Source organism: Citrobacter sp. wls708, assembly GCF_005281255.1.
Classification (GTDB): Bacteria; Pseudomonadota; Gammaproteobacteria; order Enterobacterales; family Enterobacteriaceae; genus Citrobacter; species Citrobacter werkmanii.
The window spans coordinates 99,510-126,020 of record NZ_SZXE01000039.1; the positions used below are offsets into that span (position 1 = coordinate 99,510).

A 26,511-nucleotide genomic window follows, 5' to 3' on the forward strand; every position below is an offset into this window, starting at 1 on the left:
ACACCAATTAGTTCATGCCCAAACGAATCAACTCGAGTGGGGCATATTTGCCTTCACACCCTTCGATTGCCACTGTTTTGCCACGGCGAATTTGCTCAGCGGTCAGGCCATCGGTATCTATCGCTGTAATGCGGCCTGTGAGTCCGGTGTTGCTAATCATGACGCGACTGCCAGTGGTGATTGCGTTACGGTTACGATCGTATGTTTTCATGGTGTTTTCTCCTTTCCAACTCACCGTCAAAGCCCGGGGGCTTTTAGTCCCACGTAACGGGCGCAATATAAATACGCTTCTCGTTAATGATTTTTTTTGTTTTCGATCAAAGTCACAGCTTTTTTTAGGCAGATGTGCAGGAGAGGGGAAAACGTTGAAAAACTCACCCCGCAGAGAGGTGAGCGTAGTATTAATCTTCGCTGAACCAGTCGCTATTTTCCTGGCGAATAAGCTGAACAGACTCACCGATTTCCTGAAGGTGCAGCATCATTGCACGCTCGACGCCGTCACCATCATGTTTTTCAAGTGCGGCAAAGATATCGTGATGCTGGCGCAGCAGCATTTCAGGAGGAGAAATGTGATCCAGGCTCATATAGCGAACGCGGTCAATGGTGGCCTTTATATTCTCGACGGTGTCCCAGGCGAGCTGGCACTCGGCGATTAAAGCCAGTTTCTGATGAAACTCATCGTCAAGCTGGAAGAAATCATTAATTTGTTTTCGGTCAATCGCGATACGCTGCTGATGCAGATTCTGTTCGAGCTGGTAGCACTGTTTATCGGTGATCAGGGTGGCGGCGCGGCGGACCACGGCACATTCAATCGCCTGGCGAACAAAACAGCCGTTTTGCACCTGCGACAGCGAAATTTTGTTCACGTAGCTGCCACGCTGCGGACGGATCTGAATCAGACCGTTCTCTGCCAGTTTGATGAATGCCTCTCGTACTGGCTGGCGTGACACATTAAAGCGTACAGAAACTTCTTTCTCCGACAGCGGCGTACCCGGCGCAATCAGACAGTGCACGATATCACGACGAAGAATACGGTAAATCTGCTGATTTACAGGCTGTGTAGGGTTGAGCTGCGTTTCTACGGTCATTCATTCTTACTTTTTAGAGAGTTAACCCAGATATTTTATCACTTATTTCAGGCTATCTATACCCGGCGCAAGGCCGGGCAGAGAAATTAGCTCCGATGGATACTCAGCCCGGCAAAAGACTGTGTGACAGGCATCATTTCAAGGGTGTTAATGTTGACATGAGCGGGTAACAAAGCCACCCACCATACCGCTTCTGTAACATCTTGTGGGGTCAGCGCGGTGGTATTTTCGTAAGTTTTTTCCGCCTTGGCATCATCGCCTTTGAAACGCACGTTAGAGAATTCCGTACCGCCAACCAGACCCGGCTCAATGTCGGTAACACGAATCGCTGTCCCGTGTAAGTCAGTACGTAAGTTGAGGCTAAACTGACGGACAAACGCTTTGGTCGCGCCATAAACGTTACCGCCGGCGTATGGCCAGCTACCCGCGGTAGAGCCGATATTGATAATATGTCCGCGATTGCGTTCAACCATACCAGGCAGCACGGCACGGGTCATATAAACCAGGCCTTTGTTGTTGGTATCGATCATGTTTTCCCAGTCTTCAATGCTGGCCTTGTGGGCAGGTTCGAGGCCCAGCGCCAGACCTGCGTTGTTGACCAGAACATCAATATCGCGCCATTCAGCAGGTAAGGACGCCAGCATCTCTTCAATCGATGCGCGATTACGTACGTCCAGTTGCGCGGTATAGAGGCGGTCACCCAGCTCATCTTTGAGTTCCTGCAGGCGCTCCTGGCGGCGTCCGGTGGCAATAACTTTATGCCCATTCTCAATAAAACGACGCGTAATGCACTCACCAAAACCTGCGGTTGCTCCGGTTACTAAAACGATCATCTCACTGTTCCTCAACGCTTTTTATGTAGTACTACCATAGCACGTCATTTCCGGTCAGAGCTATTCCTGGTTAACAGGATTGCGGTCGATTCCCGGGAAGTCTACTCTGGTAAACAAATCGTTTTCAGGAGTGAAAGATGTCGTTAACGAATCCTTTTTTACACCACAGTACATTGCCGTATCAGGCACCGCAGTTTGATCAGATTGACGTGCAGCATTATCGTCCGGCGTTTGATGAGGGCGTGCGGCAAAAACGCGAGGAGATCGCGGCAATTGTACAAAACCCACAGGACCCGGATTTTGCTAACACGTTGCTGGCGCTTGAACAAAGCGGCGCGCTGCTCACGCGCGTAACCAGCGTTTTCTTTGCGATGACGGCGGCGCACACTAACGATGAACTACAACGCCTTGACGAAGCGTTCTCAGCAGAGCTGGCGGGACTTGCCAATGATATCTATCTTGATGGCGCGCTTTTCGCCCGCGTCGATGCAGTCTGGCAACGACGTCATACCTTAGGTTTGGATAGCGAATCAGTGCGTCTGGTGGAGGTTGTCCACCAGCGTTTTGTACTGGCAGGCGCGCGCCTCAATGAGGCCGACAAAGCACGCCTCAAAGCGCTCAACACCGAGTCAGCCACGCTGACCAGTCAGTTTAATCAGCGTCTGCTGGCGGCGAACAAGTCCGGTGCTTTGGTGGTGGATGATGTCCGGCGGCTTGACGGACTTAGCGCCGAAGAAATTGCCGTTGCCGCTGAGGCTGCAAAAGAAAAGGGACTTGAATCACGTTGGGTTATTCCGTTATTGAATACCACTCAACAACCGGCGCTTGCCGTGTTACGCGATCGCCAAAGCCGTGAAGACCTGTTTACCCAGGCGTGGACGCGGGCCGAACACGATGACGATAACGATACCCGGGCTATTATTCAGCGTCTGGTCGACATCCGCATTCAACAGGCAAAATTACTCGGTTTTGCCAATTATGCGGCCTGGAAAATCGCCGACCAGATGGCTAAAACGCCTGAGGCGGCACTTTCGTTTATGCGGGCGATCGTTCCGGCCGCGCACCAGCGTGCGTTGGATGAACAGGCTGAAATCCAGAAAGTCATCGATCAAGAGCAGGGGCAGTTTAGCGTCAGGGCCTGGGACTGGGCATTTTATGCTGAGCAGGTCCGCCGCGAGAAATACGCCCTTGATGAGGCACAGCTTAAACCTTACTTTGCTCTGGATACGGTGTTGAACGAGGGCGTTTTCTGGACGGCCAATCAGCTCTTTGGTATCAAATTCGTTGAGCGATTCGACATTCCGGTTTATCACCCGGATGTTCGGGTATGGGAAATTTTCGACCACGATGGCGTAGGACTGGCGTTGTTTTATGGTGATTTCTTCGCCCGTGAATCAAAAAGCGGCGGGGCATGGATGGGCAATTTTGTTGAGCAATCGGAGCTTAACGAAACCCGACCCGTTATTTACAATGTCTGTAATTATCAAAAACCCGTAACGGGTAAGCCGGCGTTACTGCTGTGGGATGATGTCATTACGTTATTTCATGAGTTTGGCCACACGTTACACGGTCTGTTTGCCACTCAGCGTTATGCCACGCTTTCAGGCACTAACACTCCGCGTGATTTTGTCGAGTTTCCTTCGCAGATTAACGAACACTGGGCGAGCCATCCGCAGGTTTTTGCCCGATTTGCCCGTCATGTCGAAACCGGGGAGCCAATGCCGCAGACGTTGCGGGATAAAATGCAGCGGGCCAGCTTGTTTAATAAAGGCTACGATATGACCGAACTGCTCAGTGCCGCATTGTTGGACATGCGTTGGCACAGTCTGGAGACGAAGGCGTCATCTTATTCAGTTGATCAATTCGAGCTGCAGGCGCTGGCGGCAGAAGATCTGGATCTTCAGGCCGTGCCGCCACGTTATCGTAGCAGTTATTTTGCCCATATCTTTGGCGGCGGCTATGCTGCGGGTTATTACGCTTATTTATGGACGCAAATGCTGGCTGATGACGGCTATCAGTGGTTTGTAGATCAGGGTGGATTAACCCGCGAAAACGGGCAGAAATTCCGCGAAGCGATTTTGTCCCGCGGGAACAGCACTGATTTAGCTGAACTTTATCGCCAGTGGAGCGGGCGCGATCCCCGCATGGAGCCGATGCTGGAACATCGTGGTTTGAGCGCGTAAGGCACTGTCAGTAAAAAAAATTGAGCCGGGCGTGATGCCCGGTCTTATCTTACTGTTCATTATTGCACCTGATAAGATTTATTCTCAAATAAAAAATTACATAAATTTTCTTTTTTGTCGTTAAGATGATTGCATCAGAAACGTTCGAACAGGGAGGAAGATCGTGATGATGAGAAATACGATGGAAATAGATGCAATTTTGATCGAGTTGAACAAGTCAATTGATGCCCACTATAAATGGCTGGTGAATATGTTCCGTTGCGCAGTAACCTCGAATGCTACGCAACCAGATATCATGGGTGACAACGCGCATTTTGTTTGCCAATTTGGACAGTGGCTTAATAATCAATCGCTGCGCAATGAAGATGATTGTAGCTATGTGAATAAGATAAATACTGTTCATGAAAAAATGCATTTATCAGGCAAGGATTTGCTATTGGCAATACTGGAGAAACGGAGTTATCCATGGCATTTCACCAAATTCGAGGACGCGTTACTGGCATTTACGTCTGCTGTAATGGACTATAAAATATATTTGCTGAGTATCCGGAGCAATATCGACATATTAACAGGCTTACCGGGCAGAAGAATGCTCGATGAGTCTTTTGACCAACAGTTAATCGATGCCGAACCGCTTAACCTTTATATATTGCTGCTGGATATCGACCGTTTTAAACACGTTAATGATACGTATGGTCATCTTGTGGGGGACGTAGTATTACGCGCTCTGGCAGCAAATTTTCTGGTATGGACGCGATATGATGAACAAGCTTACCGCTACGGTGGCGAAGAGTTCATTATCATCATCCGAACGAAAACTGATGAGCAGGCCCGCCAGGCTGGGTTGCGATTGTGTCAGCTTGTTGGCCAGCAAAAAATCCCTTACGCAGATGGAGAGATCGCTATCACCGTAACGGGCGGTATCACCAGAGCTCAGCGGGATGAGAAATTAGATACCGCTCTTGGGCGGGCTGACAGAGCGATGTATCAGGGAAAACAGAGCGGCAGAAATCGCTGTATGTTTATGGATGAACGCGAGCAGATCACCCTGGTTAACGCCAGTGATGGACTTTCGTTCCACCTCAGCGCGTGAGATTCACCTAAGCTGTTTTGCGTTAGTTACGTTTCGTTTAGCTTTCATTGGGGTTGCCGATGATAGGTTAGCCAGATATCCGCTATCTTCGCAGGGAATTGCCAGATAGCGTATAAAGCAAAACACAAATCTATCCATGCAAGCATTTACCGCTGGTTTATCCGGCGGTTTTTTTTATTGCTGGCCAGGGAAAAGGTGCAGGAAAGGCGATTCAGGTAAAAAAATGGCCCCTTGTGCAGTGACGCTACAAGGGGCCGGTTCGGTGCAGGACTATCGTCGTTCATCAATCATCCCATCTGTGGCTAAAATACGCGGCCAGAAAACCGGAAAATAAAATAATTCCCAGAACAGCCATAAAAATATTCATATTACCCAGCATAGTAAATGCTCCTTTATCTGTGAGTTTCCTCTCTTACCTTAAGTTCACCTCGCTTATGACTATAGTAGCAATTGCAACTTAAACAAAGGCTGAACTGTATGATTATTTCGTCTGAAATGTAAAAAATTGACGCGATTTTGTCGGGAAAAATAAATAATAGTGACAAGGCGCGCTTATCCTGGGGGAATTAATCACGATTTTATACTGAGTGCCAAAGTCATTGTTATACGAACCCCATGCAAATTGTTGCACGGTTATAATGCAACGCTGTCTCATGGTGGTTCAATTTTCCTGGCGATCCGCCTTATTGGCGAAATATTTTCATCCAGCCACTGAACTGTACTACTCTAATGCTTTGATTTTATATGGTGTTTTAATATCTGGCATCGTTTTTGCCTTATCACTTCTGAATCCCCTTAATTTGCACCGTTTTGTCTGCCCGGCTGCACCGGAGCTTTCAGCGAATCTAATTTCAGGAGTGAAACTATGCAGCGTCGTACAATTTTAAAAGCTTTTGCGTTATCGGCCTCCGTTATGGCAATGGGCATGAGTTTTAGCGTCCAGGCGGCTGACACTATTAAAGTGGGCATCATGCATTCGTTATCCGGAACGATGGCGATTTCCGAAACGCCGTTGAAAGATGTGGCGTTGATGACTATTGACGAAATCAATGCGCAGGGCGGCGTGTTGGGCAAAAAGCTGGAGCCGGTGGTGGTTGATCCAGCCTCGAACTGGCCTTTATTTGCTGAAAAAGCTCGACAGTTGCTGAGTCAGGACAAAGTAGCGGCGGTGTTCGGGTGCTGGACATCGGTTTCGCGTAAATCGGTGTTGCCGGTATTCGAGGAATTAAATGGTTTGCTGTTTTATCCGGTGCAGTATGAAGGCGAGGAAATGTCGCCTAACGTCTTTTATACCGGCGCGGCGCCTAATCAGCAGGCGATCCCGGCTGTTGAGTATCTGATGAGTGAGGACGGCGGCAGTGCGAAACGCTTCTTCCTGCTGGGGACTGATTATGTTTATCCGCGCACGACTAATAAAATTCTCCGTGCCTTTTTGCATTCGAAAGGTGTTGCCGATAAAGACATCGAAGAGGTGTATACCCCGTTTGGACACAGTGATTATCAGACCATTGTCGCCAGCATTAAAAAATTCGCCGCAGGGGGAAAAACGGCGGTGGTCTCAACCATCAACGGTGATTCTAATGTTCCATTCTATAAAGAGTTAGCGAACCAGGGGCTGAAAGCCACCGATGTTCCGGTGGTGGCCTTCTCCGTAGGTGAGGAAGAATTGCGCGGTATTGATACGAAACCGTTGGTAGGTAACCTTGCCGCCTGGAATTACTTTGAGTCCGTGGATAATGCGGCTAACAAGAAGTTTGTCGCGGATTACCGGGCGTATGCCAAAGCGCACAAATTACCGAATGCGGATTCGGTTGTGACAAACGACCCAATGGAAGCCACCTGGGTTGGTCTGCATATGTGGGCACAGGCAGTAGAAAAAGCCGGAACTACCGATGTGGATAAAGTCCGTGCTGCAATGGCAGGGCAATCATTCGCCGCGCCATCTGGCTTTACCCTCACGATGGATGCCACCAACCATCATCTGCACAAACCCGTCATGATTGGCGAGATTGAAAGCAATGGTCAGTTTAACGTGGTGTGGCAAACCGATGAGCCGGTCCGCGCCCAGCCGTGGAGCCCGTATATCGCCGGCAATGATAAAAAATCTGAACAACCCGTAAAAACCGCCAGCAACTGATCTTATGCCCTCCTGTGGGAGGGCAACGCTTAGGAGAATGCTCATGAAAGTCATGCGCTTTATTCGTGGTGTGATGTTGCTGACGTGGTTTTTGCCGTGGATAGCGCAGGCATCAGATGCCGATACTTTTACCGCTGCCAACCGTGCGCAGCAAGCCACCTTGCTTGAACAATGGGCGATAAATCCCGACCTTCAGCGTTTACCCGTGCTTAAGGCGCTGCGAGATGAAAACCTGCTGACCGATAATGCGAAACATGCGTTTGTCATGGACGGGGCGCGAGCACAAGCGCTGGGGTCGGCGGCAGCGCCAGACGGCGAGCTAAAAAAAGTCCGTCTGACTAACCGACTGCGCAATCTGGTCGCCGGAACGCTGGCTGCGCATCAACTTTTAAGTGACAGTGTCACGGTTAGGGCTGATGCCGCACGCATATTACAGCGTGAGGCGATGCCTGGCATGCTGCCATTTTTACAGCAACGACTGGCGCAGGAATCGGATGCTGACGTGAAATCTGCACTGGTTATTGCGCTGGCTAACCTGCAACTGACCAGTGCATCACCAGAGGTCAGGCGGCAGGCAATTGAACTGTTGGGGGCGTCAAACGACCCTGAAACCCAGGCGAAATTACAACCTTTCACCCGTGCAGAGCATGAACCTGATGCCCGCGTTCGTGCTGCCGCCGACGAAAGTCTGAATTCCATCGCACACCGCATGAAGGTTGGCGAGCTTCTTGGACAGGCCTTTATGGGACTGTCTCTGGGCTCGATTTTGCTACTGGCGGCACTGGGTCTGGCGATTACTTACGGGTTACTTGGCGTCATCAATATGGCGCATGGCGAGATGTTAATGCTCGGCGCTTACTGTACCTGGATGGTGCAACAGTTGATGGGGCAGTTTCTCCCGCAATGGTTAGCCTGGTATCCGGTCATTGCGCTTCCGGTCGCCTTTTTACTTACCGCGGCAGTAGGAATGTTGCTGGAGCGCGGCGTGATCCGCCATTTATATGGCCGTCCGCTTGAAACACTGCTGGCGACATGGGGGATCAGTCTGATGCTGATCCAGTTGGTGCGAATGACCTTTGGCGCGCAGAACCTCGAAGTCGCCAATCCGACATGGCTTTCCGGGGGAATTCAGGTCTATGCCAATCTGATTTTGCCGTGGAACCGAATTGTGGTGCTTGGCTTTGCCATGCTGGTGCTGTTCTTCACCTGGCTATTGTTGAATAAAACCCGTCTGGGGCTGCGTGTGCGCGCGGTGACGCAAAACCGCAATATGGCGGCCTGCTGCGGCGTACCTACCGGGCGAGTCGATATGCTGGCCTTTGGACTGGGTTCAGGCATTGCCGGGCTGGGTGGCGTGGCGCTGTCGCAGCTGGGTAACGTGGGGCCGGAGCTGGGGCAAAGTTACATTATTGATTCGTTTCTGGTGGTGGTGCTTGGCGGCGTTGGACAACTCGCCGGGAGTGTGGCAGCGGCGTTTGGTCTCGGGATCTTCAATAAAATTCTTGAGCCTCAGGTGGGGGCTGTTCTCGGCAAAATTATGATCCTCGTGCTGATCATTCTGTTTATCCAGAAACGGCCTCAGGGACTTTTCGCATTGAAAGGGAGGGTTATTGACTAATGACTATGCCAATGACATTAACGCTGGCACGAAAAGCGCCGCGCGTGACGCGCATCCTGGGACTGTTTTTGCTGCTGGCGCTCATTATTCTGCCATTTCTGGCGCTACTCCCCGCGGATCATCCGCTGGCAATCTCCGTCTGGACGCTGACGCTGGCCGGGAAAATCCTGTGTTATGCCATTGTGGCGGTGGCACTGGATCTGGTGTGGGGCTATGCCGGAATGCTCTCACTGGGCCATGGCATTTTCTTTGCACTGGGGGGATATGCGATGGGGATGTACCTGATGCGTCAGGCCTCCGGCGAAGGACTACCGGCTTTTATGTCGTTTCTGTCGTGGACCGAACTGCCCTGGTTTTGGTGGGGAACGCAACATTTTATCTGGGCTATGCTGCTGGTTGTGCTGGTGCCCGGCCTGCTGGCGCTGGTGTTTGGCTGGTTTGCTTTTCGCTCAAAAATCAAGGGCGTCTATTTCTCTATCATGACTCAGGCCCTGACTTTCGCAGGCATGTTGCTGTTTTTCCGTAACGAAACCGGGTTTGGTGGAAATAACGGTTTCACCGGATTTACCACTATTCTGGGGTTCCCCGTGACCGCGACCTCAACCCGTATCGCGCTGTTTCTGGCGACGGTGATGCTACTGGTGCTGGCGTTGTGGCTGGGACTGGCGCTGGCGCGCAGTAAGTTTGGTCGTATCCTGACCGCCGTGCGCGATGCCGAGAATCGGCTGATGTTCTGTGGTTATGATCCGAAAGGTTTCAAGCTGCTGGTGTGGACGCTTTCCGCTGTATTGTGCGGGCTGGCTGGTGCGCTATATGTTCCGCAGGTGGGCATCATTAACCCCAGCGAAATGTCACCGACCAACTCGATTGAAGCGGCGATTTGGGTCGCCCTCGGCGGTCGCGGAACCCTGATTGGCCCGGTTTTTGGCGCTGTGTTGGTGAACGGCGCTAAAAGTCTGTTTACGGTGATCATGCCCGAATACTGGCAACTGTTTCTTGGTCTGATTTTTATTGGCGTTACGCTGTTTTTACCCCGTGGCGTGATTGGTCTGTTTCGCAAAGGAGACAAATAATGCAGCCAGATGAAGGTCTTTTTACCCGCCAGTTGCCAGGGGACAGATTTCGCAATCAAACCGACCCGGTGTTACAGCTGGAAAAAATCAACGTGAACTTTGATGGGTTTCAGGCGCTAACGGATCTCACGCTCAATATTGGCGTAGGGGAACTGCGCTGCATTATTGGTCCTAATGGCGCCGGAAAAACGACGTTGATGGATGTCATTACCGGCAAAACCAGGCCGCAAAGCGGTCGTGCGATTTACGATCAGTCTATTGATTTAATGACGTTTGATTCTATTGCCATTGCGCGCCAGGGGATTGGACGAAAATTTCAGAAGCCCACGGTATTTGAAGCGCTAACGGTGGCGGAGAATCTGGAGCTGGCACTGAAAAATGATAAATCAGTTTGGGGTTCTTTACGGGCTCGCCTTTCGGGTGAACAACGGGAACGCATCGATGAAATGCTGGCGCTGTTACGTCTGGGCAACGATCGCGAACGCCGTGCCGGGCTGCTTTCGCATGGACAAAAACAGTTTCTTGAGATCGGCATGCTGCTGGTCCAGGAGCCGCATTTACTACTACTGGATGAGCCGGCGGCAGGGATGACCGATGCTGAGACGGAATACACCGCGGAGCTGTTTCGCCAGCTTGCCGGAAAGCACTCGCTGATGGTTGTTGAGCATGACATGGGATTTGTCGAGACGATTGCTGACCATGTCACGGTGCTGCATCAGGGGCGAGTTCTGGCCGAAGGAAGCCTGCGCGATGTGCAGGCTAATGAGCAGGTTATTGAAGTTTATCTTGGACGGTAAGGAGGGCTGATGCTACAGGTAAATGAACTGAATCAATATTATGGCGGCAGCCATATTCTGCGTGGCGTGAGCTTTGAAGCGCGTATCGGCGAGGTGACGTGTCTGCTGGGGCGTAACGGCGTGGGAAAAACAACGCTACTTAAATGCCTGATGGGACTTATTGCTGCCCGCAGTGGAAGCGTGCTCTGGCAGGAAAAAAATGTCACGCACTGGAAGCCACATCAACGGGTCAGAGCCGGTGTGGCGTACGTACCGCAGGGCCGCGATATTTTTCCGCGTCTGACAGTGGAAGAGAACCTGTTGCTGGGCCTTTCCCGCTTTTCAGCACAGGACGCCCGGCGCGTGCCGGATGATATTTACGCGCTATTTCCAGTGCTACAGGAGATGAAGTATCGACGGGGTGGAGATTTGTCCGGCGGACAGCAGCAGCAACTGGCTATTGGACGGGCGCTGGCCAGTCGCCCGCAGTTGTTGATCCTTGATGAGCCGACCGAGGGGATCCAGCCGTCAGTAATTAAAGAGATTGGTCAGGTTATTTCTCAACTGGCGCACCGGGGCGATATGGCCATTTTGCTGGTGGAACAGTTCTATGATTTTGCGCAGCAGTTGGCTGACAAATACCTGCTTATGTCGCGCGGAAGTATTATTCAAAGCGGTTTCGGCGAGAATATGGAATCCGAGGGAGTACGAGGGCTGGTGGCCATTTGAGATACGCGACAGAACCACTCTGGCTCTGTCGCGATGACAATCAGCAGACTACCGTCTGATCCCAGGGTTTGGCGCGCATACCCTTTATCATTAACGCCCAGGCAAGGATAATTGCCACGATCAGTGCAATAAACAGCGACCACGGCGGTAATGTGGTCAAAATAACACCACTGACCAATGGATTTACCGCGGCGCCAAGCCAGCCCAGCGACTGGGCGGAAAAATAGCTGGCTTTCATTCCTGCCGGGGCGATGTTATCGATCAGCATGTATTCGCCTGGGGCGTAAATGACCTCGCCGATCGTGAAAAGGGCAGCAGAAATACCCCAGAACCACAGGCTGTTGCCGGAAAACATGAAGCCAACCAGACCGAGCACAAAGAAGATTGTGCCTACTGTCATCAGCGGTCGAATGTTAGCGGCAGTGATCCTGCGTCCGAGGGCATATTGCAGCGATACCACAATGGCGGCATTGACGGGCAGAACGACCGCTACCACTTTTTCGGCAAAATCACCGTTGGCGACCACCATCACGTATTGCGAAATACAGGAAGCAAATGCGCCGCCAACAAATGACGCCAGAAATGCCGACAACGTGAACCAACACAATGCTCTGTCGCGCAGGAGCACCGAGGGTGACCAAACCGCGGCGTTTGAACTTTCTGATGCTGCATTGGAACGTTTTACCCACGTCTGGATAAACACCAGTGGTAAAGCCGAGCAGGCGGCCGCCAGCCAGAACGGTAAGTTAATACTTTGCATCACCAGTAGCGTGCCCAGCGGGGGGCCAACGGTCCAGCCGATGTTCAGCACGGTATAGTTAAGCGAGAAAATTTTCGTTTTGTTGGTGGCAGAGAGATTATCGGCAAACCAGGCTTTCAGCACCGTTGCGAAGACGGAGTAGGCGCAGTTGATCAGGGCGAAGAGCAGTACCACCACTACCACGTTATGCACCAGTGGGATCGCAATAAAACCAGAGGCAAAACCGCAGATAGCCAGCAGCATGTAGCGTTTTTTATCGAACTTGTCGGCCAGAATACCAAAGCCAAGGCTGAAAACGACGCCAATAGTCAGGGCGACCGTCATCGCATAACCGATCAGATCGACGCTCAGGTTATACTGCCGACTGAGGTAAATCGTCATAAATGGCAGCGTAGCGCCACGCCCAATGGTTAATAACAAAGATGATGCAAGTAACGCGAGAGTGGACCGTCTCAGAGAGATATTCATTTTCCTGCCCGACAATGCATGTTGTTATGTTTTTTTTAGATATCAGAAACAAATAGCATGGTAAAAGTGTGATGTACACCCAATAAGTTGTCGGAAAATGCCCTCAGCAGCCTACCTGAATTAATGATCTGTTCCGGTACAATGATTTCCGTTACCTTAACTTGTTTACAAAAATTTAATATTTACAAGGGCGGTGGTATGTCACGTAAAGACGGGTTGTTAGCGTTGCTGGTCGTCGTCGTTTGGGGCCTGAACTTTGTCGTCATTAAAGTGGGTCTGCACAATATGCCGCCATTGATGCTGGCAGGATTGCGTTTTTTACTGGTGGCGTTTCCGGCGATATTCTTTATTGCCCGCCCGAAAATCCCGCTTTCGCTGTTACTTGGTTATGGCCTGACTATCAGTTTTGGGCAGTTCGCGTTTCTCTTTAGCGCCATCAAATTCGGTATGCCTGCCGGATTAGCTTCTCTGGTATTACAGGCTCAGGCATTTTTCACCATCATCCTGGGGGCATTCGCTTTTGGCGAGCGTTTGCACGGGAAACAGCTGGTAGGGATTGCGCTGGCCGTGTTTGGCGTACTGGTACTGATTGAAGCCAGTCTGAACGGACAGCATGTCGGCATGCTCGGTTTTATGCTGACGCTGGCGGCAGCGCTAAGCTGGGCCTGCGGCAATATCTTTAACAAAAAAATAATGCAGCATACGGCGCGTCCGGCGGTGATGTCCCTGGTCGTGTGGAGCGCCTTAATTCCCATTATTCCGTTCTTTTTGGCATCCGCACTGCTTGATGGTCCGACACAAATTGTGCAGAGTCTGGTGGCGATAGATATGACCACCATTTTGTCACTGGTTTATCTGGCGTTTGTGGCGACCATTGTGGGTTACGGCATCTGGGGGTCTTTGCTCGGACGTTATGAAACCTGGCGGGTAGCGCCGCTGTCGCTGTTAGTGCCCGTTGTCGGTCTGGCAAGTGCGGTGGTGCTGCTGGATGAAACGCTCACGGGTTTGCAACTGCTGGGTGCGCTGCTGATTATGGCTGGGCTGTATATTAATGTGTTTGGCTTTCGTTTGCGCAAGATAGCGCAGGTGAGAGGGTAATAAAAAGCCCCGCCGTGGCGGGGCAAAAACGAATTACAGGTTGCGCGTATTGTAATAAGGCACACCCAATTCGTCGGACTTATCGCTGCCGGCACCCATATGATTAAAATCGAACGGGGACTGATCGTGCGCAGGGGGCATAATCATCGCGTCACGGCTGTTCTGGGTGGCTGGTTGCGCGGTCTGTTCCGCCATGCTCTGGCCCGAAACAATCAACAGCAGGGCCAGCATCGCATAAGACAGAATTTTCATCGTTTCCTCGGTTACGTCGTTTGGCGATTAGCAATTACACTGATTGAGCGGAAGCAAATAGCGTGACTCGCCGTGCATATTGGTCATACGGTATTTATGCGGCGGAACATCAAAATAGTTTTTGAACGTTCTGGTCAGCGTTTGCTGGGACTCAAAGCCGTAACGCTCCGCCAGGTAAAGAATCGGCTCGTTACTTTCTTTTAATTTTTGCGCTATTTCAGTCATTTTACGGCTGCGGATGTATTGACCCAGTGAATGACCGGTTTCTTTTTTAAACATCCGTTGCAGGTGCCATTTGGAGTAACCTGAACGCTCAGACACTTTTTCCAGCGAGAGCGGCGATTCAAGGTTATTTTCGATCCAGTCCAAAATGCTATGAATAGTGATTGTGTCAGTATTGCGTCTGGACATCGTCATACCTCTTTTCTGTTTACGGCAGAATTCTCTTAAGCAAATGCTCAAGCGTGGCTACTTCATCCGCCGTTAAGTTTTTTGTTAGTTCCTGGTGCAGGTCTTGCCCGACTAATTGGTGACACTGCTCGCAAATTGCTGCGCCATGCTCGGTGAGTTTCACCAGCACGCCACGCTTATCGTGTGGATTCGGAAGCCTTTCTATCCAGCCTTTACAGGCCAGTCTGTCCAGCATCCGCGTCAGGGCGCCAAGATCGACAGACAGCACTTTTTTCAATTCGACAGGGGTGATGCACACCGCGCAACGGATGGAGCAGAGCACTTTGAACTGTGATGCCGTGATATCCAGCGGTGACAGATAGTCGTTTAGCAAACGATCTTTTTTCTGATTAACCATGTAGATCAAACGCCCCAGTGGGATGATTTCGTTAAACAGATCACTGGTGCTTTTCACAATGGTTGCCCTGGCAAGTAGTTAGTCACGGCTGATATTATTGCTTAGGCAAATATAAGTCAAATAAATGGGGCGGAAAATGCCACGTTTTGCTAAATCCGCAGGCTCATCAACAGATGTATATAATTTTAACAGTTTGATAATTATGGCTTATAGGTGCAGGTGAAAAATGAATCCTTACACCGTGAAAATGGCTTATCTCTCGGGTTTCACCTTATACTTGCCGTTGACGATTAACGCACAGGAAAGATGACATTATGATGGACTTGTTTAAAGCAATAGGACTGGGGCTGGTAGTCCTGTTACCGTTGGCAAACCCGTTAACCACCGTGGCGTTGTTCCTTGGCCTTGCTGGTAACATGAATAGCGCGGAGCGTAACCGTCAGTCTCTGATGGCGTCTGTGTATGTGTTTGCCATCATGATGGTGGCGTACTATGCCGGACAACTGGTGATGAATACCTTCGGGATTTCAATCCCCGGATTACGAATTGCGGGTGGGTTAATCGTTGCGTTTATCGGTTTTCGGATGTTGTTTCCACAACAAAAGGCGCATGAGTCTCCTGAGGCGAAAAGCAAGTCAGAGGAGCTGGAAGATGAACCGACTGCCAATATTGCATTTGTACCGCTGGCAATGCCAAGCACCGCCGGTCCGGGTACGATAGCAATGATCATCAGCTCGGCGTCAACCGTCCGTCATGGCTCCGAATTTCCTGATTGGGTTATTATGGTTGCGCCGCCGATAATTTTTGCGGTTGTCGGCGTTATCCTGTGGGGGTGTTTACGCAGTTCTGGTGGGATTATGCGCCTGGTAGGCAAAGGCGGCATAGAAGCTATTTCGCGTCTGATGGGCTTCCTGCTGGTGTGTATGGGCGTGCAGTTTATTATTAACGGCGTGCTGGAAATTATTAAAACTTACGCTTAAAAAAACGGGCCCGGTATTATTTTACCAGGCCCGTTTTTTATGAATGTTGAGGCCGCTCTTCGAGCGATACTGGCCATTTACGAAAGATAATCACCGACCATACCAACGCGACAACGGCAGGCACTGCACCTGTATAACCAATCGTTGACATCGACCAGTGCAAACTCACCTGATTTCCCACCAGCGCGCCAGCGCCAATGCCGATATTAAAGATACCGGAGAACAGCGCCATTGCGACATCGGTGGCATCCGGGGCCAGCGCCAGCACTTTTACCTGCATGCCAAGACCGATCAACATAATCGCAATGCCCCAGAAAATACTCAGGATGGCGAGGTGCATTTCGCTGTCAGCGGCTGGTAGCAGCAGCACCAGACACACCGTCAGCAGGGCAATGGCGCTACTGATAAGCATGGACGCATGAAGGTTACCCAGTTTGCCAAATATCACACTACCAATAATACCCGCGCCGCCCAGAATCAGTAGCAGCACGGTAGCAAAGTTGGCACTCAGTCCGGCGACGGTCTGTACAAACGGTTCAATGTAGCTATAAGCCGTGTAGTGGGCGGTGACCACAATCACCGTCAGCACATACAGACTCATCAATGCCGGACGGTGGAATAACACCGGCAAACTTTTAAGTGAACCGGAGTGTTCGCTGGGCAATTTAGGCAGTAACTTAATCAGGCAGAGCAGGGTGACTAACGCCCCCATGCCGATGGCAAAGAACGTGGTGCGCCAGCCAAAATACTGACCGACGATACGCCCGATAGGCAGACCCAGCACCATTGCCAGCGCGGTGCCGGTAGCAATCAGGCTAAGCGCCTGCGCGCGTTTTCCTGCCGGGGCCAGACGAATTGCCAGCGATGCGGTAATGGACCAGAAAATAGCGTGCGCAAAGGCGATACCAATGCGGCTAATCACCAGCACGGTGAAATTCCAGGCCAGGAAAGAGAGTACATGGCTGGCGATGAACACGACAAACAGACAGATCAGGAGCTTGCGTCGTTCCACCTGGCTGGTGAGCAGCATGAAGGGAAGCGACATTAAGGCAACAACCCAGGCGTAGATCGTCAGCATGATCCCGACCTGAGCGGTCTGCATATTAAAACTTTGTGCAATGTCGGACAGCAAACCGACAGGGACAAACTCTGTGGTATTGAAAATAAAACCGGCAATGGCGAGCGTAACTACACGTAGCCACGCCACTTTGCGGGAAACAGTGTCTGTTGTCATAGTGAATCAGTGGATTAGCTGCGAAAAGGTAAGATCGCGATCTTAAAACGTTTGCTGGTGAAAATACAATCATTTCGTGATGCGGATCTCATTTTTACAGCTGCGGGTTCAATACCTCAATAAAGGCTTCCAGTTGCCTCGTCATCGCCCCCCTTCGCCAGACCAGCCACGTATTCAGCCAGCGCCAGTTTTCGCTCAATGGCCAGGCGTTGACCTGATGGTGTCCGGGCATACTCTCCAGCATCGAACGTGGAATCAGCGCGATACCCGCACCGGCAATAACGCAGGCCAGCATCCCATGGTATGACTCCATTTCATGAATGGTACCCGGCATGGCGCGATCGGCCTGAAACCAGCTTTCAAAATGTCGGCGGTAGGAACAGTTGGCGCGAAACGCGTAAATACTGCAGCCGTTGACGTCGCTGGCCCGCTGGATGGGAGGGTGACCGTGTGGGGTGACAATCATCATCTCTTCACGATAGACCGGAATACCCTCAAGTCCGGGGTGGGTAATAGGGCCATCGGCAAAGGCAGCGTTCAGCGTGCCGTCGAGCACGCCGTCCAGCATGGTGCCAGAGGGACCTGTCGCCAGTGCAAACTGAATTTTCGGGTACCGTTGGTTATATTCAGCCAGCGTTGCAGGAATACGCACCGCGGCGGTGCTTTCCAGCGATCCGAGCGAAAACAAGCCCTGCGGTTCATCCCCGGCGACCACCATTCTCGCTTCCTCAACCAGCGCCAGGATCCGCTGACTGTAGCGTAAAAAGTTGTGCCCGGAGGGGGAAAGCCGCAGGCGCTGGTTTTCACGAATAAACAGATCGACGCCAAGATCGGCCTCAAGTTGGCGTATACGGGTAGTGAGATTGGACGGCACGCGGTGCACCTTCGCTGCGGCCTGCGTAATGCTGCCGGTCTCCGCGACGGCATTGAACATTTCCAGTTGCGTCAGATCCATAATATTCTCTAATCGTGAATGGTATGGTTAATATTATTCATTTTTCAGAAAGAGTAAATATGCTCATGATATAACCATACCCTGCGATAAAGAGAGGCATCTATGACTATCACAGCAGCAACACATGCTATTTCGGTTGATCCTACCAGCGGTGAAAGACTGACGGCGATGCCGTGGGCCAGCACTGAAGAGATTGCTCAGGCACTGAGTCTTGCAGCAAGTGGCTACAGTGAATGGAAACAGACTACCGTCGCGCACCGCGCGCATACGCTGCGTCATATCGGCCAGGCCCTGCGTAATCGCGCGGAAGAGATGGCGCAGTGTATTTCACGTGAAATGGGCAAACCCATTAAACAGGCTCGTGGTGAAGTCGCCAAGTCAGCCGCGTTGTGTGACTGGTACGCTGAACATGGACCTGCGATGCTGAACCCGGAACCGACGCTGGTAGAAAATAACCAGGCGGTGATTGAGTATCGCCCGCTTGGAACTATTCTGGCGATCATGCCGTGGAATTTTCCGCTGTGGCAGGTACTGCGTGGCGCCATTCCGATTCTGCTGGCCGGAAATGGCTATTTGTTAAAGCATGCGCCTAACGTAACCGGCTGTGCTGCGATTATCGCACAGGTTTTTGCTGATGCAGGCGTACCAGCCGGTGTTTACGGTTGGATCAATGCCGATAACGCCGGCGTCAGTCAGATGATTAACGACCCGCGCATCGCGGCAGTCACGGTAACGGGGAGCGTACGCGCCGGTGCGGCGATTGGTGCACAGGCGGGTGCGGCGCTGAAAAAATGCGTACTTGAATTGGGTGGTTCCGATCCGTTTATTGTCCTCAATGATGCCGATCTCGATCTGGCCGTTAAAGCGGCAGTCGCCGGACGTTATCAGAATACCGGGCAGGTTTGTGCGGCAGCGAAGCGCTTTATTATCGAAGAAGGGATTGCAGAAGAATTTACTGCGCGTTTTGTGGCGGCCGCGAGCGCGCTTAAAATGGGCGATCCGTTAAACGAAGAAAACGACCTTGGACCGATGGCGCGATTTGATCTGCGTGATGAGTTGCATCAGCAGGTTGAAGCATCCCTGGCCGAAGGGGCGAAGTTACTTCTTGGCGGTGAAAAAATAGCAGGTCAGGGCAATTACTATGCCGTGACGGTACTGGGCGGCGTAACGCCAGAAATGACGGCTTTCCGTCAGGAGCTGTTTGGTCCGGTTGCGGCGATCACCGTTGCCAGGAATGCGGAACATGCTCTGGCGCTGGCGAATGACAGTGATTTTGGATTATCCGCCACGGTGTTCACTGCGGATGACGCGCTGGCCCAGAAGATGGCCTCTCGTCTGGAGTGTGGAGGCGTATTCATCAATGGTTACAGCGCCAGCGATGCCCGTGTAGCGTTTGGCGGCGTGAAGAAAAGTGGTTTTGGTCGCGAGCTTTCGCATTTTGGCCTGCATGAGTTTTGTAATGTGCAGACCGTCTGGAAAAACCGCCTCTGAAGGTGAGGGTGCCTCCGTCGGGGGCACCTGTCTGGTCTCGGCATATTTTTGTCATTGACTCTTCGTCCGCTGACACCTAATGGTCTGACGCAGCGTATTGAGCTCTGTTATACTCGCAGGCCTTTCATACCTGCGAGCAAGGAGCATGTTGTGGCCAGGGCCATGGACAATTCAATTTTAGAGACCATTGTACAGCAGGTTCGTCCGCTGATTGGTCAGGGTAAAGTCGCTGATTATATTCCTGCGTTAGCCTCTGTCGACGGATCAAAACTGGGCATCGCCATCTGTACCGTCGATGGGCAGCACTATCAGGCAGGGGATGCACAAGAACGCTTTTCTATTCAGTCGATTTCGAAGGTATTAAGTCTGGTCGTGGCGATGCGTCACTATCAGGAAGAGGAGATCTGGCAACGCGTTGGCAAAGATCCGTCCGGTCATCCTTTTAATTCCCTGGTGCAGTTGGAACTGGAGCAGGGTATCCCGCGTAATCCCTTTATTAACGCCGGGGCGCTGGTGGTTTGCGACATGCTGCAAGGGCGTCTGAGCGCACCACGTCAACGGATGCTGGAAGTGGTTCGGGCATTAAGCGGCGTCCCGGATATCGCCTACGATGCGACGGTGGCGCGATCAGAGTTTGAGCATTCCGCACGTAACGCGGCTATTGCCTGGTTGATGAAATCGTTCGGCAATTTTAACCATGACGTGACCACTGTGTTGCAAAACTATTTTCACTACTGCGCATTGAAAATGAGCTGTGTGGAACTGGCGCGAACCTTCGTATTTTTGGCGAATCAGGGCCATGCCTTCCATCTTGAGGAGCCCGTAGTGACGCCGATGCAGGCCCGACAAATCAACGCGCTGATGGCGACCAGTGGGATGTATCAGAACGCAGGGGAATTTGCCTGGCGGGTTGGGTTGCCGGCAAAATCTGGTGTGGGTGGCGGTATCGTGGCCATCGTTCCGCACGAGATGGCGATTGCTGTCTGGAGTCCGGAACTGGACCCAGCGGGAAATTCACTGGCGGGTATCGCCGCGCTGGAGCAACTAACGCAACAAATGGGGCGTTCGGTTTACTGATGAATACGCTCGATCCTCTTTTTGCCCGGCTGGCGAAATCGACGTTTCGCTCGCGGTTTCGCCTCGGCCAGAAAGAAAGGCAGTATTGTCTGGATAAAGGCGCGCCGGTTATTGAACAACATGCAGCCGATTTTATTGCCAAACGGCTGGCTCCCGCTTTTCCCGCTAATGATGGGAAACAGACGCCAATGCGTGGTCACCCGGTATTCATCGCGCAGCACGCGACGGCGACCTGCTGTCGGGGGTGCCTGGCAAAATGGCATGACATTCCTCAGGGTGTGGCACTAAACGAACAACAGCAACGTTACGTTGTCACGGTTATATATCACTGGTTAGTGATTCAAATGAACAAGCCATAGATAACATTATCCTATGATACAACCCCTTGTGTTATGTAATTGTTAAAAGCATGCTGAGGGGGTCAATCTAAGGAGAAAAAATGGCTTCCTGCAAACCCTGCTTCGTGCTGAATGCGGCCCAGATTCTGTCGAGAATCGACGAGCTCAGCGATGTCCTTGAACAGTGCGTCAATGATGGCGCCTCCGTCAGCTTTATGCTGCCTTTTAATCGTGAGAAATCACGGCCTTTCTGGATGAACGTCGCGCAAAGCGTTGCCCGTGGGGAAAGACTCGTTCTTGGCGCCCAGAATGCCCAGGGAACGCTTGTCGGTACCGTCCAGCTCATTATCGATCAACCTGAAAACCAACCTCATCGCGCCGATGTCGCTAAGCTGCTGGTTCATACTTCTGCGCGGCGGAGCGGGATTGCCCGGAAACTGATGAACGAGCTGGAAAGTTGTGCGCGTCAAAGGGGCAAAACGTTGCTGGTGCTCGATACGGCGACGGGCAGTGGCGCGGAGTTGTTCTACCACAAGTGTGGGTGGCAAAAAGCAGGAGTGATACCTGACTATGCCAAAATGCCTGACGGGACGCTGACCGGGACCACACTTTTTTATAAAACTCTCTAATTTGTCGCTGGGGATTGATCAAAACAGGGTTTCAATGTATTAAAGTTTGCTAACCTATTGGACCAATTCAATCAGGTTGTATGACTAATTAAAAAGGGAACCCATTGTGCAAACTTTAAATCGTCGCGATTTCCCCGGTGCTCAGTATCCTGAACGCATTATTCAGTTTGGTGAAGGAAACTTCCTGCGCGCCTTCGTTGACTGGCAAGTCGATCTGCTGAATGAGCATACCGATCTTAACTCTGGTGTGGTCATTGTCCGACCTATCGAAAGTACTTTCCCTCCATCACTGAGTACACAGGACGGCCTTTATACCACCATCATTCGTGGTTTGAATGAGAAGGGCGAGGCCGTGAGCGACGCCCGTTTAATTCGTTCGGTTAACCGCGAGATCAGCGTCTATAGTGAGTACGATGAGTTCCTGAAGCTGGCGCATAACCCTGATATGCGTTTTGTTTTCTCCAATACCACCGAAGCCGGCATCAGCTATCATGCTGGTGATAAGTTTGAGGATGAGCCAGCGGTGAGTTATCCGGCCAAACTGACCCGACTGCTGTTCGAGCGCTTCAGCCATTTTAATGGCGCGTCGGATAAAGGCTGGATAATCATTCCTTGTGAACTGATTGATTACAATGGTGATGCGCTGCGTGAACTGGTTCTGCGCTATGCCCAGGAGTGGGCATTGCCGGAAGCATTTATCCAATGGCTGGATCAGGCCAACGCCTTTTGCTCCACGCTGGTGGACCGTATTGTCACCGGCTATCCACGTGATGAAGTCGCGAAGCTTGAAGCGGAACTGGGTTATCACGATGCGTTTCTGGACACCGCAGAACACTTCTATCTGTTTGTTATCCAGGGGCCGAAGTCATTAGCCGCTGAGTTGCGTCTGGATAAATATCCGCTGAATGTCCTGATTGTTGATGACATCAAACCGTATAAAGAACGGAAAGTGGCCATTCTCAACGGCGCACATACCGCATTGGTTCCCGTTGCCTGGCAGGCTGGGTTGGATACCGTGGGGGAGGCCATGAATGACGCGGAGATTCGCGCCTTCGTGGAAAAAGCGATCTATGAAGAAATTATTCCAGTGCTGGATTTACCACGCGATGAGCTGGCGTCTTTTGCCAGCGCGGTGACAGGTCGATTCTGCAACCCGTATATCAAACATCAGTTGTTGTCGATTGCCCTGAACGGCATGACTAAATTCCGCACTCGCATCTTGCCGCAACTGCTGGCGGGGCAACAGGCCAGCGGTAAACTGCCTGCGCGTCTGACATTTGCGCTTGCCGCGTTGATTGCGTTCTACCGTGGTGAGCGTAACGGTGAGTCTTACCCGGTTCAGGATGATGCGCACTGGATGACGCGTTTTCAACAGCTATGGTCCCAGCATCATGACCGCCAGATAAGCACCGAAGAGCTGGTTAAAGCTGTGCTGGCCGTTACAGAACACTGGGAACAGGATCTGACGGAAGTTTCCGGACTGGTAGAACAGGTTACTGCCGATCTGGATAGCATTCTGCTAAGAGGCATGCGCGAAGCCGTTAAACCACTGTGCTAATACGCAGACCCGGCTCAGGCCGGGTTTTTTACAGATTTTACTTAGTTACAACATACTATAGTTTTCTACTTTTATGGTGACAGTCTGCCACTTCAGCGCATTGTCCGTTCAGCAGGAGGAAAGATGTTTAGATAGTGTTGCGATTAGCTTGCAACATTGATCATGTTCGCGTCTAATGTGACGGATTTCACATTTTTCCGAAGATAACCATGATCGTTCGCCCCCAACAACACTGGCTACGCCTGATATTCGTCTGGCATGGGTCGGTATTATCTAAAATTTTTTCACGTCTGCTGCTGAACTTCCTGCTCTCCATCGCCGTTATTATCATGCTGCCGTGGTATACGATGCTGGGCATCAAATTTACCCTGGCGCCGTTCAGCATTCTCGGCGTGGCGATTGCTATCTTTTTAGGTTTTCGTAATAACGCCTGTTATTCACGTTATGTTGAGGCTCGACACCTGTGGGGGCAGTTGATGATTGCTTCCCGGTCGCTGCTACGTGAAGTAAAAACTACCTTGCCGGACGACAGCGAACTGGGACAGTTTGTTCGTCTGCAAATCGCCTTTGCCCACTGTTTACGCATGACTTTACGCCGTCAGCCACAGGCTGAACCATTGGCGAAATACCTTAGTGAGGAGGATCTGCGAATAGTATTTGCCTCACAATCACCGGCAAATCGCATTCTGTTGCTGATGGGGGAATGGTTAGCTGTACGTCGGCGCAATGGTCAACTGTCAGACATATTATTCCATAGTTTAAACAATAGGTTAAATGATATGTCTGCGGTGCTGGCAGGATGTGAACGGATCGCGAATACCCCCGTCCCGTTTGCTTATACCTTAATCCTTCATCGCACGGTCTATCTGTTTTGCATCATGTTGCCATTCGCGTTGGTGGTAGATTTACATTACATGACGCCGTTTATCTCAGTGCTGATTTCCTATACTTTTATTTCGCTCGATACGCTTGCAGAAGAGCTGGAAGATCCGTTTGGTACAGAGAACAACGACCTCCCGTTGGATGCGATTTGCAATGCCATTGAAATCGATTTGTTACAGATGAATGATGAAACAAACGTGCCAGCAAAACACATTCCGGATAAGCATTACCAACTCACTTAGTTACATTCTTTTGCCACCATGTAGGCTGCATATCTGAAAAAGAATGAAATTCCGGCGCCAGGTCTTCATCGTCAGGATCGTCAAAAGCGCCAGCTAACAGCGCAATAACCGGGGCGTCATCAATGGCGCCTACGGAACTGCCACACTGAGGGCAAAAAGCCCGACTTGACGTCTCAGAAGAGCGCCAGGTTGTCGGTTTTCCGGCTTTACCCGTCCACGTTACATTTTCTGCATTAAACTCAATCCAGACGACGGTTGGTGCGCCCGTATGTTTCCGACATATATCGCAGGAGCAGGTATGGGAATTATTAGGACTGCTGGCCGCGAAGCGAATCGAACCACACAGACAGCCACCAATGTAGACTTTAGACATGACAACTCCTGTCAGAAACACGTTGCCAGACACTAGCAGATGACAGGCTTTGCCACTAGATCCTCATGATAAAAAGGCGAGGGCGCGCATGGCAGATAGTCAGCTCCTGTGATGCACTTATAATAAACGCTTAATCATTACGTCTGGCTACGATAAATAACCGCGGAAAGGCCAGCAAAATTTTACCGTTTTCCTGCAGAGGATATTGTTCCTGAAGTAGCTCATGATAACGCGCGAGGTAAAGATGTTGCTCATTTTCGCTCAAATCACGCAACCAGGGCCGCAGGCCCGTTGAGCTTACCCAGTCGATAATCGATTGATGTGAATCCATAACGTGATAATACGTTGTGCGCCAGATATCCACCTCACAGCCCGCTTCAGTCAAAATATCATAGTAGGCGTGAACGCCAGGAAGCGGCGAGCGGCCCCGGTCAGGGTAGCCTTGTTCATAAGCCACTTCACGCATCAAAACATGCGTTGGCTCTAGCCAGTTATCCGGCATTTGTACCGCCAGCACGCCATTGCGAGCCAGTAGCGATACCAGATGCGGGAACAATTCATAGTGTTCGGGAACCCACTGCAATGAGGCATTGGCATACAGCAGGTCCAGAGGCTGCTCTGTCTGGAATGAACGAATGTCCGCTTCAATAAAACGGCATGTCGGTAATGCATTGCGCGCCTCATTGAGCATGGCGGGTGAGGTATCAACCCCGGTAATTACAGCCGAGGGCCAGCGCTGATGCAGTAATGCCGTACTGTTTCCCGGACCACAGCCAAGATCGACCACTGAATGGACATTCTCTAACGCCACTCTGCTGAGTAATTCCGCAGCGGGTCTTGATCGTTCAGTTTCATATTGCAGATAAAGCGCAGGATTCCAGTCGGCCATGAATGAATCTCCAGTATGAGAGAAGAAGGCGAAAAGGGGCACATAAGTCCTTGCCGATGAGCCATTTCTTTTAGAAGATTATATGAAAATACAGGAGAAGGGCAGAAATATGCTGGAAACATCAAGACTGATTTTACGCCCGTGGGAAGACAAAGACAAAGCCCCGTTTGCCGCATTAAATGCCGATCCGGACGTGATGCGTTTTTTTCCGGCTCCGCTGCAACGAACGGAAAGCGACAACCTGGCTGCCAGATTCCAGGAAGGCATTACAGAGCGCGGCTGGGGATTCTGGGCCGTTGAACTTAAAGAAACACAGCAGTTTGTGGGGTGTGTAGGTTTACATCCACAACCTGATAAATTTCACTTTTCACCCTGTACCGAAATAGGCTGGCGTCTTGCTAAATCCTTCTGGCACCAGGGGCTGGCATTGGAGGCCGCCGAGGCGTGCCTGACGTTTGCTTTCGAGGACCTGGCGTTAAGTGAGGTGGTTTCATTTACGTCGGTGCTGAATAAACCGTCAGAGCGTCTGATGATACGGTTGGGCATGAATAAAACTGAAGAGTTCGTGCATCCCGCGTTGCCCTCTGATCACCGGTTAGCACAACACATCCTGTATCGGAGGGGGGCAATTTGATTACCGTTTTTCGGAAAGTAAGCGATGTCTCATGGAGCAGTATATAACGATTATCTACTTGTCAAAGCCCACCAGAATTGTCTAATCACTGGCTCGTAGAAATGTCCAAATGTTGAAAAGTCTGCTTAGTGCTGTGAGTTCAATGAGTCGATGCAACGCCATCCTTAATCAGGGGGGCGTTCATATGAACGGGCATATCCGGTCATCTTCCCCCAGTACATTACGGTTATTTTGATGTCAGCAATTCATATTTTTATGCCCAGGCTTTTGCTATTTCAGATGAGCTGGTAACAAAAGCATGTTGAGGTAGAAT

General features: G+C 51.1%; 28 protein-coding genes. 16 read left to right on the plus strand and 12 right to left on the minus strand.

Going from position 1 to position 26,511, the window contains the following annotated elements:
- Positions 1–7: 7 nt before the first annotated feature.
- The 3 genes from ydfZ to ydfG form a co-directional block, all read right to left on the minus strand.
- A complete protein-coding gene (gene ydfZ / locus FDW97_RS21115) occupies positions 8–211 on the minus strand; it encodes a putative selenium delivery protein YdfZ (protein ID WP_038640526.1) in 204 nt (67 codons plus the stop codon).
- A 190-nt stretch (positions 212–401) separates the two neighbouring features.
- Entirely contained in the window at positions 402–1,088 is a 687-nt protein-coding gene (locus FDW97_RS21120) for a GntR family transcriptional regulator (protein ID WP_087856383.1), read from the minus strand.
- An 86-nt stretch (positions 1,089–1,174) separates the two neighbouring features.
- The gene (ydfG, locus tag FDW97_RS21125) at positions 1,175–1,921 is read right to left on the minus strand and encodes a bifunctional NADP-dependent 3-hydroxy acid dehydrogenase/3-hydroxypropionate dehydrogenase YdfG (protein WP_137351578.1); all 747 of its coding nucleotides are present in this window, start codon (positions 1,919–1,921) and stop codon (positions 1,175–1,177) included.
- 137 nt (positions 1,922–2,058) lie between these two features.
- Here ydfG and dcp point away from each other — a divergent pair, with 137 nt between their 5' ends.
- Both dcp and FDW97_RS21135 read left to right on the plus strand, forming a co-directional pair.
- Positions 2,059–4,104: a peptidyl-dipeptidase Dcp gene (gene dcp / locus FDW97_RS21130; protein ID WP_137351579.1), complete on the plus strand. Its 2,046-nt coding sequence runs from the start codon at positions 2,059–2,061 to the stop codon at positions 4,102–4,104.
- A 166-nt stretch (positions 4,105–4,270) separates the two neighbouring features.
- Positions 4,271–5,197 (plus strand): diguanylate cyclase, encoded by a 927-nt coding sequence (locus tag FDW97_RS21135; RefSeq protein WP_137351580.1) that lies wholly within the window; start codon positions 4,271–4,273, stop codon positions 5,195–5,197.
- A gap of 283 nt (positions 5,198–5,480) precedes the next feature.
- Here the strand turns inward: FDW97_RS21135 and mgtS are convergent, their stop codons facing one another.
- The gene (mgtS, locus tag FDW97_RS21145) at positions 5,481–5,576 is read right to left on the minus strand and encodes a protein MgtS (RefSeq protein WP_003032406.1); all 96 of its coding nucleotides are present in this window, start codon (positions 5,574–5,576) and stop codon (positions 5,481–5,483) included.
- A 486-nt stretch (positions 5,577–6,062) separates the two neighbouring features.
- Between mgtS and urtA the strand changes: the two genes are divergently transcribed.
- From urtA to urtE, 5 genes are read left to right on the plus strand one after another with little or no spacing between them, the layout of a single operon-like run.
- Positions 6,063–7,334 carry an urea ABC transporter substrate-binding protein gene (gene urtA, locus FDW97_RS21150; protein ID WP_038640537.1) on the plus strand — a complete coding sequence of 424 codons (1,272 nt, stop codon included), beginning with the start codon at positions 6,063–6,065 and terminating at the stop codon, positions 7,332–7,334.
- A gap of 43 nt (positions 7,335–7,377) precedes the next feature.
- Positions 7,378–8,952 carry an urea ABC transporter permease subunit UrtB gene (gene urtB / locus FDW97_RS21155; protein ID WP_137351581.1) on the plus strand — a complete coding sequence of 525 codons (1,575 nt, stop codon included), beginning with the start codon at positions 7,378–7,380 and terminating at the stop codon, positions 8,950–8,952.
- Positions 8,952–10,025: an urea ABC transporter permease subunit UrtC gene (gene urtC / locus FDW97_RS21160; protein WP_006684597.1), complete on the plus strand. Its 1,074-nt coding sequence runs from the start codon at positions 8,952–8,954 to the stop codon at positions 10,023–10,025. The genes urtB and urtC overlap by 1 nt, the downstream gene beginning before the upstream one ends.
- Positions 10,025–10,822: an urea ABC transporter ATP-binding protein UrtD gene (gene urtD, locus FDW97_RS21165; protein ID WP_087856388.1), complete on the plus strand. Its 798-nt coding sequence runs from the start codon at positions 10,025–10,027 to the stop codon at positions 10,820–10,822. Before urtC ends, urtD begins: the two co-directional genes overlap by 1 nt.
- Positions 10,823–10,831: 9 nt before the next feature.
- Positions 10,832–11,530 carry an urea ABC transporter ATP-binding subunit UrtE gene (gene urtE / locus FDW97_RS21170; protein ID WP_137351582.1) on the plus strand — a complete coding sequence of 233 codons (699 nt, stop codon included), beginning with the start codon at positions 10,832–10,834 and terminating at the stop codon, positions 11,528–11,530.
- 40 nt (positions 11,531–11,570) lie between these two features.
- On the opposite strand, the gene ydeE is transcribed toward urtE, so the two are convergent.
- Positions 11,571–12,758 carry an efflux MFS transporter YdeE gene (gene ydeE / locus FDW97_RS21175; RefSeq protein WP_137351583.1) on the minus strand — a complete coding sequence of 396 codons (1,188 nt, stop codon included), beginning with the start codon at positions 12,756–12,758 and terminating at the stop codon, positions 11,571–11,573.
- 198 nt (positions 12,759–12,956) lie between these two features.
- Here ydeE and eamA point away from each other — a divergent pair, with 198 nt between their 5' ends.
- A complete protein-coding gene (gene eamA, locus FDW97_RS21180) occupies positions 12,957–13,856 on the plus strand; it encodes an O-acetylserine/cysteine exporter (protein WP_087856391.1) in 900 nt (299 codons plus the stop codon).
- Between the two features lie 33 nt (positions 13,857–13,889).
- On the opposite strand, the gene marB is transcribed toward eamA, so the two are convergent.
- From marB to marR, 3 genes are read right to left on the minus strand one after another with little or no spacing between them, the layout of a single operon-like run.
- Positions 13,890–14,108, minus strand: coding sequence for a multiple antibiotic resistance protein MarB (marB, locus tag FDW97_RS21185; protein WP_069325030.1), 219 nt, complete (start codon positions 14,106–14,108; stop codon positions 13,890–13,892).
- Between the two features lie 27 nt (positions 14,109–14,135).
- Complete coding sequence (marA, locus tag FDW97_RS21190) at positions 14,136–14,519, minus strand: MDR efflux pump AcrAB transcriptional activator MarA (protein ID WP_003032424.1); 384 nt, start codon at positions 14,517–14,519, stop codon at positions 14,136–14,138.
- Between the two features lie 19 nt (positions 14,520–14,538).
- Positions 14,539–14,973, minus strand: coding sequence for a multiple antibiotic resistance transcriptional regulator MarR (marR, locus tag FDW97_RS21195; RefSeq protein ID WP_042308445.1), 435 nt, complete (start codon positions 14,971–14,973; stop codon positions 14,539–14,541).
- A gap of 257 nt (positions 14,974–15,230) precedes the next feature.
- On the opposite strand from marR, the gene FDW97_RS21200 reads away from it, so the two are divergent.
- A complete protein-coding gene (locus FDW97_RS21200) occupies positions 15,231–15,896 on the plus strand; it encodes a MarC family NAAT transporter (RefSeq protein ID WP_061381352.1) in 666 nt (221 codons plus the stop codon).
- A gap of 37 nt (positions 15,897–15,933) precedes the next feature.
- Here FDW97_RS21200 and FDW97_RS21205 read toward each other — a convergent pair whose 3' ends face one another.
- On the minus strand, positions 15,934–17,130 hold the full coding sequence (locus tag FDW97_RS21205) for a sugar transporter (protein WP_121529042.1): 1,197 nt from the start codon (positions 17,128–17,130) through the stop codon (positions 15,934–15,936).
- A gap of 94 nt (positions 17,131–17,224) precedes the next feature.
- Complete coding sequence (locus tag FDW97_RS21210) at positions 17,225–18,085, minus strand: LysR family transcriptional regulator (protein ID WP_137351584.1); 861 nt, start codon at positions 18,083–18,085, stop codon at positions 17,225–17,227.
- A 102-nt stretch (positions 18,086–18,187) separates the two neighbouring features.
- Here FDW97_RS21210 and sad point away from each other — a divergent pair, with 102 nt between their 5' ends.
- From sad to FDW97_RS21240, 6 genes are all read left to right on the plus strand, one after another.
- Positions 18,188–19,576, plus strand: a complete 1,389-nt coding sequence (gene sad / locus FDW97_RS21215; RefSeq protein WP_085048232.1) for a succinate-semialdehyde dehydrogenase — start codon at positions 18,188–18,190, stop codon at positions 19,574–19,576.
- A gap of 150 nt (positions 19,577–19,726) precedes the next feature.
- Positions 19,727–20,653 (plus strand): glutaminase B, encoded by a 927-nt coding sequence (glsB, locus tag FDW97_RS21220; RefSeq protein WP_038640560.1) that lies wholly within the window; start codon positions 19,727–19,729, stop codon positions 20,651–20,653.
- Positions 20,653–21,012 (plus strand): DUF4186 domain-containing protein, encoded by a 360-nt coding sequence (locus tag FDW97_RS21225; protein WP_038640562.1) that lies wholly within the window; start codon positions 20,653–20,655, stop codon positions 21,010–21,012. Before glsB ends, FDW97_RS21225 begins: the two co-directional genes overlap by 1 nt.
- 80 nt (positions 21,013–21,092) lie before the next feature.
- Positions 21,093–21,620: a GNAT family N-acetyltransferase gene (locus tag FDW97_RS21230; RefSeq protein ID WP_137347270.1), complete on the plus strand. Its 528-nt coding sequence runs from the start codon at positions 21,093–21,095 to the stop codon at positions 21,618–21,620.
- Positions 21,621–21,726: 106 nt separating this feature from the next.
- Positions 21,727–23,178 (plus strand): tagaturonate reductase, encoded by a 1,452-nt coding sequence (locus FDW97_RS21235; protein ID WP_137351585.1) that lies wholly within the window; start codon positions 21,727–21,729, stop codon positions 23,176–23,178.
- Between the two features lie 209 nt (positions 23,179–23,387).
- Positions 23,388–24,302 (plus strand): bestrophin family protein, encoded by a 915-nt coding sequence (locus FDW97_RS21240; RefSeq protein WP_085048229.1) that lies wholly within the window; start codon positions 23,388–23,390, stop codon positions 24,300–24,302.
- Here the strand turns inward: FDW97_RS21240 and FDW97_RS21245 are convergent.
- Both FDW97_RS21245 and tam read right to left on the minus strand, forming a co-directional pair.
- Positions 24,295–24,675, minus strand: coding sequence for a GFA family protein (locus FDW97_RS21245; RefSeq protein WP_085048228.1), 381 nt, complete (start codon positions 24,673–24,675; stop codon positions 24,295–24,297). The two genes, FDW97_RS21240 and FDW97_RS21245, sit on opposite strands and share 8 nt — an antisense overlap.
- 130 nt (positions 24,676–24,805) lie before the next feature.
- Positions 24,806–25,564 carry a trans-aconitate 2-methyltransferase gene (gene tam, locus FDW97_RS21250; RefSeq protein ID WP_137351586.1) on the minus strand — a complete coding sequence of 253 codons (759 nt, stop codon included), beginning with the start codon at positions 25,562–25,564 and terminating at the stop codon, positions 24,806–24,808.
- A 109-nt stretch (positions 25,565–25,673) separates the two neighbouring features.
- Between tam and FDW97_RS21255 the strand changes: the two genes are divergently transcribed.
- A complete protein-coding gene (locus tag FDW97_RS21255; protein WP_087856621.1) occupies positions 25,674–26,198 on the plus strand; it encodes a GNAT family N-acetyltransferase in 525 nt (174 codons plus the stop codon).
- Positions 26,199–26,511 lie beyond the last annotated feature (313 nt).

What these genes read in the sequence shown, in the direction of transcription:
- ydfZ (WP_038640526.1), bottom strand. Translation starts at nt 211, where the DNA reads ATGAAAACATACGATCGTAACCGTAACGCAATCACCACTGGCAGTCGC.
- FDW97_RS21120 (WP_087856383.1), bottom strand. Translation starts at nt 1,088, where the DNA reads ATGACCGTAGAAACGCAGCTCAACCCTACACAGCCTGTAAATCAGCAG.
- ydfG (WP_137351578.1), bottom strand. Translation starts at nt 1,921, where the DNA reads ATGATCGTTTTAGTAACCGGAGCAACCGCAGGTTTTGGTGAGTGCATT.
- dcp (WP_137351579.1), top strand. Translation starts at nt 2,059, where the DNA reads ATGTCGTTAACGAATCCTTTTTTACACCACAGTACATTGCCGTATCAG.
- FDW97_RS21135 (WP_137351580.1), top strand. Translation starts at nt 4,271, where the DNA reads ATGATGAGAAATACGATGGAAATAGATGCAATTTTGATCGAGTTGAAC.
- mgtS (WP_003032406.1), bottom strand. Translation starts at nt 5,576, where the DNA reads ATGCTGGGTAATATGAATATTTTTATGGCTGTTCTGGGAATTATTTTA.
- urtA (WP_038640537.1), top strand. Translation starts at nt 6,063, where the DNA reads ATGCAGCGTCGTACAATTTTAAAAGCTTTTGCGTTATCGGCCTCCGTT.
- urtB (WP_137351581.1), top strand. Translation starts at nt 7,378, where the DNA reads ATGAAAGTCATGCGCTTTATTCGTGGTGTGATGTTGCTGACGTGGTTT.
- urtC (WP_006684597.1), top strand. Translation starts at nt 8,952, where the DNA reads ATGACTATGCCAATGACATTAACGCTGGCACGAAAAGCGCCGCGCGTG.
- urtD (WP_087856388.1), top strand. Translation starts at nt 10,025, where the DNA reads ATGCAGCCAGATGAAGGTCTTTTTACCCGCCAGTTGCCAGGGGACAGA.
- urtE (WP_137351582.1), top strand. Translation starts at nt 10,832, where the DNA reads ATGCTACAGGTAAATGAACTGAATCAATATTATGGCGGCAGCCATATT.
- ydeE (WP_137351583.1), bottom strand. Translation starts at nt 12,758, where the DNA reads ATGAATATCTCTCTGAGACGGTCCACTCTCGCGTTACTTGCATCATCT.
- eamA (WP_087856391.1), top strand. Translation starts at nt 12,957, where the DNA reads ATGTCACGTAAAGACGGGTTGTTAGCGTTGCTGGTCGTCGTCGTTTGG.
- marB (WP_069325030.1), bottom strand. Translation starts at nt 14,108, where the DNA reads ATGAAAATTCTGTCTTATGCGATGCTGGCCCTGCTGTTGATTGTTTCG.
- marA (WP_003032424.1), bottom strand. Translation starts at nt 14,519, where the DNA reads ATGTCCAGACGCAATACTGACACAATCACTATTCATAGCATTTTGGAC.
- FDW97_RS21200 (WP_061381352.1), top strand. Translation starts at nt 15,231, where the DNA reads ATGATGGACTTGTTTAAAGCAATAGGACTGGGGCTGGTAGTCCTGTTA.
- FDW97_RS21205 (WP_121529042.1), bottom strand. Translation starts at nt 17,130, where the DNA reads ATGACAACAGACACTGTTTCCCGCAAAGTGGCGTGGCTACGTGTAGTT.
- FDW97_RS21210 (WP_137351584.1), bottom strand. Translation starts at nt 18,085, where the DNA reads ATGGATCTGACGCAACTGGAAATGTTCAATGCCGTCGCGGAGACCGGC.
- sad (WP_085048232.1), top strand. Translation starts at nt 18,188, where the DNA reads ATGACTATCACAGCAGCAACACATGCTATTTCGGTTGATCCTACCAGC.
- FDW97_RS21225 (WP_038640562.1), top strand. Translation starts at nt 20,653, where the DNA reads ATGAATACGCTCGATCCTCTTTTTGCCCGGCTGGCGAAATCGACGTTT.
- FDW97_RS21230 (WP_137347270.1), top strand. Translation starts at nt 21,093, where the DNA reads ATGGCTTCCTGCAAACCCTGCTTCGTGCTGAATGCGGCCCAGATTCTG.
- FDW97_RS21240 (WP_085048229.1), top strand. Translation starts at nt 23,388, where the DNA reads ATGATCGTTCGCCCCCAACAACACTGGCTACGCCTGATATTCGTCTGG.
- FDW97_RS21245 (WP_085048228.1), bottom strand. Translation starts at nt 24,675, where the DNA reads ATGTCTAAAGTCTACATTGGTGGCTGTCTGTGTGGTTCGATTCGCTTC.
- tam (WP_137351586.1), bottom strand. Translation starts at nt 25,564, where the DNA reads ATGGCCGACTGGAATCCTGCGCTTTATCTGCAATATGAAACTGAACGA.
- FDW97_RS21255 (WP_087856621.1), top strand. Translation starts at nt 25,674, where the DNA reads ATGCTGGAAACATCAAGACTGATTTTACGCCCGTGGGAAGACAAAGAC.